The sequence below is a fragment of the Streptomyces sp. NPDC058637 genome (genome assembly GCF_042717325.1).
GTDB lineage: Bacteria > Actinomycetota > Actinomycetes > Streptomycetales > Streptomycetaceae > Streptomyces.
Genome location: NZ_JBHXRD010000003.1, coordinates 13,348 through 27,232 on the forward strand (window position 1 = coordinate 13,348; position 13,885 = coordinate 27,232).

General features: G+C 72.3%; 9 protein-coding genes. 8 read left to right on the forward strand and 1 reads right to left on the reverse strand.

Annotated features, from left to right (window positions below; translation table 11 throughout):
- The first annotated feature begins 6 nt into the window (after nucleotides 1–6).
- The 5 genes from mutA to rho all read left to right on the forward strand — a co-directional run bounded on the left by mutA (nucleotide 7) and on the right by rho (nucleotide 7,470).
- Nucleotides 7–1,860: a methylmalonyl-CoA mutase small subunit gene (gene mutA / locus ACFWVP_RS03780; RefSeq protein ID WP_384493326.1), complete on the forward strand. Its 1,854-nt coding sequence runs from the start codon at nucleotides 7–9 to the stop codon at nucleotides 1,858–1,860.
- Nucleotides 1,860–4,136, forward strand: coding sequence for a methylmalonyl-CoA mutase (gene scpA / locus ACFWVP_RS03785; protein ID WP_384493327.1), 2,277 nt, complete (start codon nucleotides 1,860–1,862; stop codon nucleotides 4,134–4,136). The genes mutA and scpA overlap by 1 nt, the downstream gene beginning before the upstream one ends.
- An 11-nt stretch (nucleotides 4,137–4,147) precedes the next feature.
- On the forward strand, nucleotides 4,148–5,182 hold the full coding sequence (meaB, locus tag ACFWVP_RS03790; RefSeq protein ID WP_384493328.1) for a methylmalonyl Co-A mutase-associated GTPase MeaB: 1,035 nt from the start codon (nucleotides 4,148–4,150) through the stop codon (nucleotides 5,180–5,182).
- 25 nt (nucleotides 5,183–5,207) lie between these two features.
- The gene (locus ACFWVP_RS03795) at nucleotides 5,208–6,083 is read left to right on the forward strand and encodes a polysaccharide deacetylase family protein (protein ID WP_384493329.1); all 876 of its coding nucleotides are present in this window, start codon (nucleotides 5,208–5,210) and stop codon (nucleotides 6,081–6,083) included.
- A gap of 247 nt (nucleotides 6,084–6,330) precedes the next feature.
- Nucleotides 6,331–7,470 (forward strand): transcription termination factor Rho, encoded by a 1,140-nt coding sequence (rho, locus tag ACFWVP_RS03800; protein WP_384493330.1) that lies wholly within the window; start codon nucleotides 6,331–6,333, stop codon nucleotides 7,468–7,470.
- 61 nt (nucleotides 7,471–7,531) lie between these two features.
- On the opposite strand, the gene pgm is transcribed toward rho, so the two are convergent.
- Nucleotides 7,532–9,178 carry a phosphoglucomutase (alpha-D-glucose-1,6-bisphosphate-dependent) gene (pgm, locus tag ACFWVP_RS03805; RefSeq protein ID WP_384493331.1) on the reverse strand — a complete coding sequence of 549 codons (1,647 nt, stop codon included), beginning with the start codon at nucleotides 9,176–9,178 and terminating at the stop codon, nucleotides 7,532–7,534.
- A 636-nt stretch (nucleotides 9,179–9,814) separates the two neighbouring features.
- On the opposite strand from pgm, the gene ACFWVP_RS03810 reads away from it, so the two are divergent.
- From ACFWVP_RS03810 to ACFWVP_RS03820, 3 genes are read left to right on the forward strand one after another with little or no spacing between them, the layout of a single operon-like run.
- Nucleotides 9,815–10,984 (forward strand): glycosyltransferase, encoded by a 1,170-nt coding sequence (locus tag ACFWVP_RS03810; RefSeq protein ID WP_384493332.1) that lies wholly within the window; start codon nucleotides 9,815–9,817, stop codon nucleotides 10,982–10,984.
- Nucleotides 10,981–12,486, forward strand: a complete 1,506-nt coding sequence (locus tag ACFWVP_RS03815; RefSeq protein ID WP_384493333.1) for an exopolysaccharide biosynthesis polyprenyl glycosylphosphotransferase — start codon at nucleotides 10,981–10,983, stop codon at nucleotides 12,484–12,486. The genes ACFWVP_RS03810 and ACFWVP_RS03815 overlap by 4 nt, the downstream gene beginning before the upstream one ends.
- A gap of 15 nt (nucleotides 12,487–12,501) precedes the next feature.
- Complete coding sequence (locus ACFWVP_RS03820) at nucleotides 12,502–13,884, forward strand: O-antigen ligase family protein (protein ID WP_384493334.1); 1,383 nt, start codon at nucleotides 12,502–12,504, stop codon at nucleotides 13,882–13,884.
- The last annotated feature ends 1 nt before the right edge of the window (nucleotide 13,885 follow it).

Here is a 13,885-nt window from a genome sequence, read left to right on the forward strand (position 1 = left end):
CTGAGCATGACGGTCCTGCCTGCTGACGGGCTCTCTCTGGCCGCCGATTTCCCTGACCCCTCCCACGACCAGTGGCAGAGCCTTGTCGAAGGTGTACTGCGCAAGTCGGGCAAGGACGTCACGGGCACGGCCGCCGAGGAAGCGCTGTCCACCGCGCTCGGGGACGGGCTCACCGCCCGGCCCCTCTACACCTCCGACGACACCTCAGCCGACCCCGGATTCCCCGGCTTCGCCCCCTTCGTCCGGGGCAACAGGGCCGTGGGGAACACCGTGGCCGGCTGGGACGTACGACAACACCACGCCCTGACGGATCCCGTACGCCTGAACGAGGCGCTGCTCGGCGATCTGGAGAACGGCGTCACCTCGCTCTGGCTCGCCGTGGGCGGGCCCGGCGGGGTCCCCGCCTCGGGCCTCGCCCGTGCGCTGGACGGCGTGTACCTCGATCTGGCACCCGTCGCCCTCGACGCGGGCGACGACTTCGAACCCGCGGTGCGCGCCCTGCTGGCCCTCCACGAGACACGCGGAGTGGCGAAGGGCGCGGTACGCGGCAGCCTCGGGGCGGACCCGCTCGGGCGGACGGCCCGTACCGGCACGGAGCCGGACCTGACGGCCGCCGTCCACTGGGCGCGGGTGTGCGGGCGCGAGTACCCGGGGCTGCGCGCCCTGACCGTGGACGCGCTGCCGTACCACGAGGCGGGCGGTTCGGCCGCACAGGAGCTGGGGCTCTCGCTGGCGACGGGCGTCGCCTATCTGCGGGCGCTGACCGCGGCGGGACTCTCCGCCGAAGAGGCGTGCCACCAGATGGAGTTCCGCTACGCGGCGACGGCCGACCAGTTCCTGACGATCGCCAAACTGCGCGCCGCACGGCGTCTGTGGGCCCGGGTGGCCGAGGTGTGCGGGGCGAGGGCGTCGGGTGCGCAGCACCAGCACGCGGTGACCTCGTCGGTGATGATGACCCGCCGCGATCCGTGGGTGAACATGCTGCGGACGACGCTGGCCTGCCTGGGTGCGGGTGTCGGCGGGGCCGACTCCGTCACCGTACTGCCGTTCGATCACGCTCTGGGGCTGCCGGACGCGTTCGCCCGGCGGATCGCGCGCAACACGTCGACGATCCTGATGGAGGAGTCGCATCTGGCCCGGGTCATCGACCCGGCGGGCGGCTCCTGGTACGTGGAGCGGCTGACCGATGAACTGGCCGCCGCCGCCTGGTCCTTCTTCCAGGAGGTGGAGCGGGCGGGCGGTCAGGCCGCCGCGCTGCGCTCCGGAATGGTCGGGGAACGGCTCGCGGCCACCTGGGCCGCGCGCGGCAAGGACCTGGCGCGGCGCAGGGAGCCGGTGACCGGGGTCAGCGAGTTCCCGAATCTGGACGAGCGGTCCGTGGAGCGCGAGTCCGCGCCCGCCGGGCCCTCGGGCGGTCTGCCGAAGGTGCGCCGCGACGAGGCGTTCGAGGCGCTGCGGGCCAGGTCGGACCGCCATCTGGCGACCACGGGCAGCCGCCCGAAGGTGTTCCTCGCGGCCCTGGGGCCCGCCGCGGTGCACACGGGGCGGGCGTCCTTCGCGGCGAATCTCTTCCGCGCGGGCGGGATCGAGCCCGTCCACGATCCGGCTTCCGTGGACGTGTCGACCGCGGGCGGCGCCTTCGCCGCCACCGGGGCGACGATCGCCTGCCTGTGCTCCGGGGACGCGTTCTACGCCGAACAGGCGGAGGCCGTCGCCGAGGAGCTCCGGTCCGCCGGCGCCGAGCAGGTCCTCCTCGCGGGCCGGCCGGGTGGGTACAGCGGTGTCGACGCCTATGTGTTCGCCGGCTGCGACGTGGTCGCCTTCCTCTCCTCCGCACTCGACCGTATGGGAGTGGCGTGATGCAGACCCCTCAGACCCCTGTGACCTCGCAGACCGATGTGACCTCAGAGGCCTCCGAGTCCCCCGTGGCGGGCAACCCGGTACCGGACTTCTCCGACGTCCCTCTGTCCGCGGGGACCGCGGCCGACGGATCCGCCGACCGGTGGAGTGCCGCGGTGAAGGAGTCGTCCGGCGCGTTGGAGGACGAGCTGCTCTGGGAGACGCCGGAGGGTATCGAGGTCAAGCCGCTGTACACCGGGCAGGACCTGGAGGGCCTGGACTTCCTGGACACGCGCCCGGGCATCGCCCCGTACCTGCGCGGCCCGTATCCCACGATGTACGTCAACCAGCCGTGGACGATCCGGCAGTACGCGGGCTTCTCGACCGCCGAGGAGTCCAACGCCTTCTACCGGCGCAACCTCGCCGCCGGGCAGAAGGGCCTGTCCGTCGCCTTCGACCTGCCCACCCACCGCGGCTACGACAGCGACCACCCCCGGGTGACCGGCGATGTGGGCATGGCGGGCGTGGCGATCGACTCGATCTACGACATGCGCCAGCTCTTCGACGGCATCCCGCTGGACCGGATGTCGGTGTCCATGACGATGAACGGGGCCGTGCTGCCCGTACTCGCCCTGTACATCGTGGCCGCCGAGGAACAGGGCGTCGCGCCCGAGAAGCTGGCCGGGACCATCCAGAACGACATCCTCAAGGAGTTCATGGTCCGCAACACCTACATCTATCCGCCCGGCCCCTCCATGCGGATCATCTCCGACATCTTCGCGTTCACCTCGCAGAAGATGCCGCGCTACAACTCCATCTCCATCTCCGGCTACCACATCCAGGAAGCCGGCGCGACGGCCGACCTGGAGCTCGCCTACACCCTCGCCGACGGTGTGGAGTACCTGCGGGCCGGACAGGCCGCGGGCCTGGACGTGGACGCGTTCGCACCACGGCTCTCGTTCTTCTGGGCGATCGGCATGAACTTTTTCATGGAGATCGCGAAACTACGGGCGGCCCGGCTCCTCTGGGCGAAGCTCGTCAAGGAGTTCGATCCGAAGAACGACAAGTCCCTCTCCCTGCGCACCCATTCGCAGACATCCGGCTGGTCGCTCACCGCGCAGGACGTGTTCAACAACGTGACCCGCACCTGCGTCGAGGCCATGGCCGCCACCCAGGGCCACACCCAGTCACTGCACACCAACGCCCTCGACGAGGCGCTCGCCCTGCCCACCGACTTCTCCGCGCGCATCGCCCGCAACACCCAACTGCTCCTCCAGCAGGAGTCCGGCACCACGCGTGTCATCGACCCATGGGGCGGCAGCGCCTACGTGGAGAAGCTGACGTACGACCTGGCGCGACGTGCCTGGCAGCACATCCAGGAGGTGGAGCAGGCGGGCGGCATGTCGAAGGCCATCGACGCGGGCATCCCGAAGCTCCGCATCGAGGAGGCCGCGGCCCGCACCCAGGCCCGCATCGACTCGGGGCGGCAGCCGGTGATCGGTGTCAACAAGTACCGGGTGGAGACCGACGAGAAGATCGACGTCCTCAAGGTCGACAACTCCTCGGTACGCACCCAGCAGATCGAGAAGCTGCGCCGACTGCGCGAGGAGCGCGACGAGGCGGTCTGCCAGGACGCCCTGCGCGCGCTGACGGCGGCGGCCGAGCGGGACCCCGGTCCCGGGCTCGAAGGCAATCTGCTGGCCCTGGCGGTCGACGCGGCCCGCGCGATGGCCACGGTCGGCGAGATCTCGGACGCCCTGGAGAAGGTGTACGGCAGGCACGCGGGCCAGATCCGTACGATCTCCGGGGTCTACCGCAAAGAGGCAGGAGAGTCCCCCTCCGTGGACCGCACCCGCACCCTGGTCGACACCTTCGAGGAGGCGGAGGGGCGGCGGCCTCGCATCCTGGTAGCCAAGATGGGCCAGGACGGCCACGACCGCGGCCAGAAGGTCATCGCCACCGCCTTCGCCGACCTGGGCTTCGACGTCGACGTCGGCCCCCTGTTCCAGACCCCGGCCGAGGTCGCCCGCCAGGCCGTAGAGGCGGACGTGCACATCGTCGGCGTCTCGTCGCTGGCCGCCGGGCACCTCACACTCGTACCGGCACTCCGCGCGGAGCTGGCGGCGGAGGGCCGGGAGGACATCATGATCGTGGTGGGTGGGGTGATTCCCCCGCAGGACGTCGAGGCGCTGCACGAGGCGGGGGCCGCGGCGGTCTTCCCGCCCGGCACCGTGATCCCGGACGCCGCGCACGACCTGGTCACGCGGCTCGGTGCCGCGCTGGGCCACGAGCTGTGAGCCGCTGAAGGATGGCGCGAGACATCGACATCGACGCGTACGTCAAGGGTGTGCTCGACGGGAAGCGTGCCTTCGTGGCCCGCGCGATCACTCTCGTCGAGTCGACCCGTTCCGATCACCGGGTGCTGGCCCAGCGGTTGCTGGGCGAGCTGCTGCCGCATTCGGGGCGGGCCAGACGCATCGGGATCAGCGGGGTGCCGGGCGTGGGGAAGTCCACGTTCATCGACGCGCTCGGGACCCTGCTGACGGGGCTCGGGCACCGGGTCGCGGTGCTGGCGGTGGATCCGTCGTCCAGCCGTACGGGCGGTTCCATCCTGGGCGACAAGACCCGGATGGAGCGGCTGGCCGTGGACGCCCGGGCGTTCGTCCGCCCCTCCCCCACGGCCGGGACGCTCGGTGGGGTGGCCAGGGCGACCCGCGAGTCCATGGTCGTGATGGAGGCGGCGGGTTACGACGTGGTGCTGGTGGAGACGGTCGGCGTCGGGCAGTCGGAGACGGCGGTCGCGAACATGGTCGACACGTTCCTGCTGCTCACCCTGGCGCGTACCGGCGACCAGCTGCAGGGCATCAAGAAGGGCGTCCTGGAGCTGGCCGACGCCATCGCGGTCAACAAGGCGGACGGCCCGCACGAGCGCGACGCGCGTTCCGCCGCTCGTGAACTGGCGGGTGCGCTGCGGCTGATGCATCCGGTGGACGCGGCGTGGACTCCTCCGGTGCTCACCTGCAGCGCCCGGGAGTCGACCGGTCTGGACGAGCTCTGGGAGCGGCTGGAGCAGCACCGTACGCTGCTGGACTCCACCGGGCGGCTCACGGCCAAGCGCCGGGAGCAGCAGGTGGACTGGACGTGGACGATGGTCCGCGACGAGCTGCTGGACAGCCTGCGCAGTCACGCGGCGGTGCGCGCCCTCACTCCAGGTCTCGAACAGCGGGTACGCGGGGGCGAGTTGACGGCTTCACTGGCCGCGGAGCAGATCCTCAAGGCATTCCGGGGCGATGCGGCGGGTGCGCCGGAACCGGTCGGCGGAAAGAATCCGGAGGACGGCTGAGCGCCGTTCACGCATAGTGGGTGCGGTGACCGACGACCCCGCACCCACGACCGTCTCCGGTGAGCTGCTGGGGTTCGCGCCCGATACCCGGGTGCTCATCGTCAACTGCGATGATTTCGGGATGTACCACGCGGTCAACTCGGCGGTCATCGCGTCGATCGAGGACGGTGTCGCGGCCTCGTGCAGCCTCATGGTGCCGTGCCCGTGGGCGTCGCACGGCATGCGTCTGCTCCGTGAACGGCCTCAGATCCCGTTCGGGATCCACCTCACGCTGGTCCGCGACTCGACGGACCACCGGTGGGGGCCGCTGAGCGCGCGGGACGTGGTTCCCTCGCTGCTGGACGACGCGGGTGAGCTCTTCACGCCTGCGGGCATCCCCGAACTGCTAGGCCGGGCCCGCCCGGAGGAGGTCGAGCGCGAGTTCCGCGCGCAGATCGACGCCGTCATGGAAACCGGCCTCCGGCCGACCCACCTCGACTGGCACTGTCTGGCGGACGGCGGGCGCGAGGACATCCTCGACCTGACCGTGGCCCTGGCCGGGGAGTACGGCCTGGCGGTACGGATCTGGCTCCCGCCGGCCAGGAAGAAGATGCTGCGGCTGGGCAGGCCGGTCACGGACCATGACTTCCTGGACAGTTTCTCGCTGGACCTCGACGGCAAGGCGGCACGCTACGCCGAGCTGCTGCGGTCCCTCCCGCCCGGGCTGAGCGAGTGGGCGGTGCACCCGGGGCTGGGTGACGCGGAAGCCCGCGCGATCGACGGCGGATGGCGGGTGCGCAGCACGGACCACGCCTTCCTGACGTCGCCGGAGGCGCGCGAGATCGTGCGGCAGGAGGGGATCGTGGTGACGGACTACCGCACGGTCCAGCAGATCTGGTCCGGGTCGGCCGCGGCGCGGTAGCAGGACTGGTCCCCTTCCCGTATCCGTTCTCGCGTGCTACGGTCCGTTCAGCACATGTGTACGCCCCCTTCTTCGGGCGCCGGTGCTGTTTCCTCTCTCTCCCGCTGTGGCGCCCGTCCTTCGATGACCGGCGATCCAGCTTCCTCTGTCCGGTCCGGGCTCATCCAGCCCGTCGTACGAGGCGTGTTCTCTGCCGCCTTCGCTTCGCCGGACCTCTCATTCGCCATGTCCGCGAAAGGACCCACCCATGACCAGCACACTCGAACGCCCCGTCGCCCAGCAGGGCAGCCCCGTCCGCACCGCCGGCGTCCTCGACACCACGAACAACGGACACGGCGTACTGCGCACCGACGGCGGCCATCCCTCCCCCGGCGACATCCAGGTGTCGCCCGCCCTGGTCCGGCAGCACGGCCTGCGCAAGGGCGATGTCGTGGAGGGCACCTGCGAGCGCCCCCGCGCCCTGTCCCATGTCGACTCCGTGAACGGCCGTGCGGTGCGGGAGCTCCGGGGCCGTCCGCACTTCCGCGACCTCACTCCGCTGCACCCCCGGGAGCGCCTGCGCCTGGAGACCCCGAACGGTGGACCGGCCCCGCGCATCGTCGACCTGGTGTCCCCCGTCGGCAAGGGGCAGCGCGGGCTGATCGTCGCTCCGCCCAAGACCGGGAAGACCGTGCTGCTGCAGCAGCTCGCCGCGGCCGTCGCCGTCAACCACCCCGAGTGCCATCTGATGGTGGTGCTTTTGGACGAACGCCCGGAAGAGGTCACGGACATGCGCCGTTCCGTCCGGGGCGAGGTGTACGCCTCCACGTTCGACCGGCCCGCGAAGGAGCACATCGCGCTCGCGGACCTCGCCGTGGAACGCGCCAAGCGGCTCGTCGAGCAGGGCCGGGACGTCGTGATCCTCCTCGACTCCCTCACGCGGCTGTGCCGGGCCCACAACAACGCTGCCGGGGCCGGCGGGCGCACCCTGAGCGGGGGTGTCGACGCCGCGGCTCTCACCGGGCCCAAGAAGCTGTTCGGCGCGGCCCGGCTCACCGAGGAGGGCGGTTCGCTGACCATCCTGGCGACCGCGCTGGTGGACACCGGCTCCCGGGCCGACGACTACTTCTTCGAGGAGCTCAAGAGCACCGGCAACATGGAACTCCGCCTCGACCGCACACTCGCCGACAGGCGCGTCTTCCCCGCCGTCGACATCACGCCCTCGGGCACCCGCCGTGAGGAACTCCTGCTGTCGGCGGCGGAGCTGACCGCCGTACGGGGGCTGCGGCGCGCGCTGCGGACCCGGGACAGCCACTCGATGCTCGAAGCGCTGCTGGACAGGGTCCGCAGGACCCCGGACAACGCCACGTTCCTCCGGCAGGTCCAGCACACCGTTCCCGACGCGTGACGGCATGTCAGGTCCGGGCCGGTGGCGGACCCCTGGCGCCGGGGTCCGCCCGGAGGTCCGCTCAGGCCGTGGCGCCCAGCGCCTCGGCGACCAGGGCACGGGCCTCGTCCTGGACCCTGGCCAGGTGTCCGGCGCCCTGGAAGCTCTCCGCGTACACCTTGTAGACGTCCTCGGTGCCGGAGGGGCGGGCGGCGAACCAGGCGCTGTCGGTGCAGACCTTGAGGCCTCCGATCGCGGCGCCGTTGCCGGGTGCCTCCGTGAGGACCGCCGTGATGGGCTCGCCGGCCAGCGTGTCCGCGGTGACCTGTTCCGGGGAGAGCCGGGCCAGTACCGCCTTCTCCTCGCGTGTCGCGGGGGCGTCGACCCGGGCGTAGGCGGGGTCGCCGAACCGTGCGGTGAGCTCGCCGTAGTGCTGGGAGGGTGTGGAACCCGTGACGGCGGTGATCTCCGAGGCCAGCAGCGCCAGCAGGATGCCGTCCTTGTCGGTGGTCCACACCCGGCCGTCACGGCGCAGGAACGACGCCCCGGCCGACTCCTCGCCGCCGAAGCCGAGGGTGCCGCCGAAGAGCCCGTCGACGAACCACTTGAATCCCACCGGAACCTCCACCAGGTGCCGGCCGAGGTCCGCGGCGACCCGGTCGATCATGGAGGAGGAGACCAGGGTCTTCCCGATGCCGGTACCGGCCGGCCAGCCCTCGCGGTGCGAGTAGAGGTAGCGGATGGCGACGGCCAGGTAGTGGTTGGGGTTCATCAGCCCGCCGTCGGGGGTGACGATGCCGTGCCGGTCGGCGTCCGCGTCGTTGCCGGTGGCGATGGTGTACGCGTCGCGCTGTTCGATCAGGGAGGCCATGGCGTACGGCGAGGAGCAGTCCATGCGGATCTTCCCGTCCCAGTCCAGCGTCATGAACCGCCAGGTGGGGTCGGCGAGCGGGTTGACCACGGTGAGGTCGAGCCGGTGGCGCTCGGCGATCCGGCCCCAGTAGGCGACCGACGCGCCGCCGAGGGGGTCGGCGCCGATCCGGATCCCCGCATCGCGTACGGCGTCCAGGTCGAGGACGGCCGGGAGGTCGTCGACATAGGCGGTCAGGAAGTCGTACCGGCCGGTGGTGTCGGCGGCGAGCGCCCGGTCGTGGGGCATCCGCCGTACCCCCTTCAGCCCGTCCTCGATCAGGGCGTTGGCCCGGTCCTGGATCCAGGAGGTGGCGTCCGAGCCGGCCGGACCGCCGTGTGCCGGGTTGTACTTGAAGCCGCCGTCGGCGGGCGGATTGTGCGAGGGCGTGACCACGATGCCGTCGGCGAGTCCGGTGGCGCGGTCCCGGTTGTACGTCAGGATGGCGTGCGAGACGGCCGGGGTGGGCGTGTAGCCGTCGTCGGTGTCGATCAGGACGGTGGCCCCGTTGGCGGCGAGCACCTCCAGCGCGGTGACCCGGGCGGGTTCGGACAGCGCGTGGGTGTCGGCGCCGAGGAACAGCGGCCCGTCGGTGCCCTGCCGGGTCCGGTACTCGCAGATGGCCTGCGTGGTGGCGGCGATGTGGTCGTCGTTGAAGGCCGCCGACAGGGCGGAGCCACGGTGCCCCGAGGTGCCGAAGGCGACGCGCTGGCCGGGCTGGGACGGGTCGGGTCGGACGGTGTAATAGGCAGTCACCAGCCGTGCCACGTCGACCAGATCTCCGGGCTGCGCCGGCTGACCGGCCCGTTCGTGAACCATCGCTTCTCCTCTGTGTTCGCCGGTGGGCCCGGCTGTACGGGGGCCGCCGACGGGCGGACGATCATCACGAGTTGTACCTGATGCCGTTCCCGCGGCCACACCCCGGTCGGGCGGACGGACCAGCAGTACATCCGGAGTCCGGCGTACACCCGGCACTTTCGCCATGATTGGCCGGTTCACGCGGAGGCCCGCGCAGCGACGGCGCGGGCAGGGGCGCCGCCGACGGTGGGAAGGCGACTGTCGGCGGGGACGGGAACCGAAAGCCGCGAAGGGCGCACCCGACCCTGCGGCCATTACCCGCGCTTTACCGACCGCCGGATTCGTCGTGCGTGCTTCCGCGACGAGTTGCGGAGCGCTCGCACCAGGCGAATGCGTACGGGCCTTTTCATCATGCGGCACGGTTCGGAACAAATACGGAGACCGGCATCTGACACGCCGCAGCACATCGGAAATCATCCCGCAATCCCCGTCCGGAGGTAATCCGTGCGGACAGATGCGCGAGTCATACGTGTTTTCGCACGCACTATCTGCCAAAGTGCACTTCGGTTTTACCCACTTGATCTCTGCCTCCGGAATTCTGGCCGCCGGTGTTCACCCGATCCGGCTCTCCGGGGGCATATGAGAAGAGAGCCGTGCGTGCTGCAGAAGAGTTGCACCGAGGAAAGTCGCCTGACGGTCCTTCATTTGGTCCAGCCGGTGGAGGGGGGCGTCGCACGGGTCGTGACGGACCTCGTCGCCGCGCAGGTCCGGGCAGGGCTGCGGCCTGTGGTCGCCTGTCCGCCCGGCGGGTCGCTGGCGTCGGAGGCGGCCGACGCCGGGGCGCGTGTCCACGTCTGGCCCGCGGAGCGTGTTCCGGGCCCCCGGCTGGGACGTGAGATCGCCACCGTGGGCCGGCTGGTCCGCGCCTGCGCTCCCGATGTGATCCACGCCCACAGTGCCAAGGCGGGGCTCGCGGGGCGGCTCGCGGTCCGGGGCCGGGTCCCGACCGTGTTCCAGCCGCACGCCTGGTCGTTCGATGCCCTGGAGGGCCGCGCGGCCGGGATGGCGATGGCCTGGGAGCGGTTCGGGGCCCGGTGGAGCGACCGCATCCTCTGCGTCAGCGAGTCCGAACGCCGGGCGGGTCAGCGGGCGGGCATCGCCGCCCGCTGGTCGGTGATCCACAACGGCATCGACCTCGGCCGCTTCCGGCCCGGCGGTGGTCAGGCGGCTGCCCGCGCCGGCCTGGCCCTGCTGGAGGGTGTCCCCGCCGACGCACCCCTGGTCGTGTGCGTAGGACGGCTGAGCCGGCAGAAGGGCCAGGACGTCCTGCTGCGGGCCTGGGCCCGGTCCCCCCTCGGGGACGCGCGGCTCGTCCTGGTCGGCGACGGGCCGTACGGGGACGAACTGCGGCGCACCGCACCTCCCGGGGTGGTGTTCGCGGGGGCGAGCCGGGACGTACGGCCGTGGATCCACGCGGCCGACGTGCTCGTGCTCCCCTCGCGCTGGGAGGGCATGGCGCTGGCCCCGCTGGAGGCCATGGCCTGCGGCCGGCCCGTCCTGTTGTCCGACGTCAACGGCGCCAGGGAGAGCCTGCCGCCGGGCCACGCACCCCACTGCCTCGTGCCGCCCGAGGATCCCGCGGCCCTCGCTGCGGCGCTCACCGCCCTGCTGGCCGATCCGGCGCTGCGGACGGAGCTGGGCCGCACGGCAGAGCGGCACACCCGGTCGGTCTTCGACGTGGCGAAGACCGCGGACGCGGTCCTGCGCCTCTACCGGGAACTTGCCGGCCAGTCCCGCCCCACGACGAGGAAGCGCACCGAGCGATGACGACGGAGAGTGCACCGGTCCCCCGATCCGCCCAGGCGACAGCCGTACGCCGTGCGGCTTCCGCGATCCGCCCCCCGCGTGGCGGGGACGGTCGCACGCGGTCCCTGCGGGCCGCCGGGAGCCGCCGAGGACGGGCACCCGTCACCGGCCTCGTGGCCGCGGACGGGCTGGCGCTGGGCCTTGCCCTCGCCCTGGTGGCCCCGGTGCCCTGGCCACCGGGCGTCCTCCTCCTGCAGGCCGCCGCCCAGCTGCTCCTGAACGCCTACCGGGGCCTGTACCGGATCGGGCTGTCCCCGTCCGTCCTGGCGGAACTGCCCGCGCTCTGCGGCCTGGCGCTGGTGCAGTGGTACGCCACCGCCGAGGTGCTCGGCGCGTACGACCCCCGCTACGGCATGGGCTGGACGGCGCTGGCCCTCGCGGCGGGCGCCCAGACGTTGCTGAGCTGCGCGGGGCGCGCCGCTGTCCACCGGACCCGGCTCCGGTCGGCCGCCCGGAATCCGCAGTCCACCCTTGTGATGGGCGAGGGCCCGGCGGCCGACCGGGTCACGGCCGTGCTCCAGGAGCACCCGGAGTACGGGCTCCGGCCGGTCGGCCGGGTGGGCTCCGGCGGCCCCGCGGACGACGGCCCCGAATCCCCGGCCGGGGCGGCGGCACTGCCGGTCCTGCCCGTCCTCGCGGATGCGCAGGACATCGCCCGGGCCGTCATCCAGAACTCCGTGCGGCACGCCGTCTTCACGGTTCCGCCCGAGTCGGCGCCCGACGGGGCGGCGCTCGTCGAGCTGTTCGTGCGGCACGGCTGCCGGGTATGGCTGATCACCGATCAGGGAACGCCCCTCGCCGGTCCCTCGGTGTCCCGGCAGGACCGGCCGGACCACCTGTGGGGCTTCGCCGCCCACCCGCTGCACGGAGGTCCCCGTCGGCCGGTCGCGCACCGGGTGAAGCGTGCGATGGACGCCGTTCTCGCCATGGTCGCCCTGGTCGCGGCCGCCCCGGTGATGGCCGTCTGCGCACTCGCCGTACGCGTGTGCGACGGCCCGGGCGTGATCTTCCACCAGGAGCGCATCGGCCGGCACGGACGGCCGTTCGTCCTGCTGAAGTTCCGCACCCTGCGCCCGGCCGACGCGCACGAGTCCGCCACCCGGTGGAACGTGTCGGACGACGGGCGTATGAGCCGCGTCGGCAGGACGCTGCGCCGGACCTCGCTGGACGAGCTGCCGCAACTGTGGAACGTGGTGCGCGGCGACATGAGCCTGGTGGGGCCGCGTCCCGAACGCCCTTACTTCGTGCAGCAGTTCAGCCGGATCCACCCCGGCTACCGGGCCCGGCACCGGATGCCGGTCGGCATCACGGGGCTCGCCCAGGTGCACGGTCTGCGCGGGGACACCTCGATCGAGGACCGTGCCCGCTTCGACAACCGCTATATCGAGACCTGGTCGCTCTGGCAGGACGTGTGCGTCCTCGCGCGCACGGCCGGTTCGCTGTTCCGGCTCGGAGGCAGTTGAACAGTGACACTCACCGTGACCGCGGCTCCCGCGGCCCCCGCCGTACGTTCCGCGCCGGCGCCCGTACCTTCCGCTCCGGCGTATCCGTTCCCGCGCCGGTGGGGCGGCGGATGGCCGCTGCTCCCCCTGGTCGGCACCGTGCTGCTGCTGGCCGTGCCCGCCGACGGGACGGGGGCCGGCACCGTGTACGGCGTCCCTCCGGCCGATCTGCTCTCGGGCGTGGCCGTGCTCGTCTGCCTGGCGCGCCTGCTGTTCCTGCGGGCCCGTCCGCTCACCCGGGCCGGGGCGTTCGTCCTCGGTCTGCCGGCCGCGGGCATCGCCGTGGCCACGGTGACCGCGGCGGACCCGATGGCCGCGCTGCCGGGCTTCGTCCGGTACCTCCAGATCTTCGTCCTGGTGCCCGCCGCCGTCCTTCTGCTGGTCAGGGACGCCCGGGGGTTCCGGATCATCACGGGTTCGCTCGTACTGCTCGCCCTCGTCCAGGGCGCGACGGGCGCGCACCAGTACGCCACCGGGTCCGGGGCCTCGTACATGGGTGAGGACGTCCGGGCCGTCGGCACCTTCGGCGCCGGTGATGTGATGGGGATGGCCACGGTCGTCGGCTACGGACTGCTCGCCGCCACGGCGTACGCCCTCCGCGCCCCTTCGGGCGCGCCCCGCTGGCTGCGGATCGGTGCCCCGGTGACGGCCGCCCTGCTGGTCGTTCCGCTCACCCTGTCCTTCAGCCGGGGGGCCTGGATCGCGACGGCGGCGGGGGCCCTGGCCGTGATCGTGGCGGCCGGGGTCCGGCAGGCCGTGCGCGCGCTGGCCGTGCTGGTCGCCGCCGGGGTCGTCCTCGTCGGCGGTCTCGGCGTGGGGTCCGAGATGATCTCGCAGCGGCTCACCAGCATCACCGAGGTGACCAGCGCACCCGACCGGTCGGTCAACGACCGCTACACCATGTGGGCCGCGGCCGCGGGGATGTGGCGCGAGCAGCCCGCGACGGGCGTCGGGCTCAAGGGCTTCCCGGCCCACCGGGACGGACACGCCTCGATCGGTCTCTCGGCCGGCAGTGACACCGCGGGCGCCGGACAGGACTTCGTGAAGCAGCCGCTGCTGTCCCCCCACAACATGTTCCTGCTCGTCCTGAGCGAGCAGGGCCTCATCGGCTTCACCGCTCTGGTGGGCTCCTGGGCGGCGCTGTTGGTCGGCGGGGTGCGCAGGCTCGTGCTCGCCCGCTCGCGGCGGCGGGAGGCGGCCGTCGACTGCGGTCTCGCCGCCGTCGGGCTGATGACCTGGCAGACCGTCGACTTCCTGTACGCGGACATCGGCGGCCCCTCCACCGTGCTCACCGGCATCGTGCTCGGTCTGGCCGCGTGGTGGGCGCTGGCCGGCCGGGAGAGGGCGACCGCCGCGTGAC

Coding starts and splice junctions, on each gene's coding strand:
- mutA (WP_384493326.1), top strand. CDS start 7: ATGACGGTCCTGCCTGCTGACGGGCTCTCTCTGGCCGCCGATTTCCCT.
- scpA (WP_384493327.1), top strand. CDS start 1,860: ATGCAGACCCCTCAGACCCCTGTGACCTCGCAGACCGATGTGACCTCA.
- meaB (WP_384493328.1), top strand. CDS start 4,148: ATGGCGCGAGACATCGACATCGACGCGTACGTCAAGGGTGTGCTCGAC.
- rho (WP_384493330.1), top strand. CDS start 6,331: ATGACCAGCACACTCGAACGCCCCGTCGCCCAGCAGGGCAGCCCCGTC.
- pgm (WP_384493331.1), bottom strand. CDS start 9,178: ATGGTTCACGAACGGGCCGGTCAGCCGGCGCAGCCCGGAGATCTGGTC.
- ACFWVP_RS03815 (WP_384493333.1), top strand. CDS start 10,981: ATGACGACGGAGAGTGCACCGGTCCCCCGATCCGCCCAGGCGACAGCC.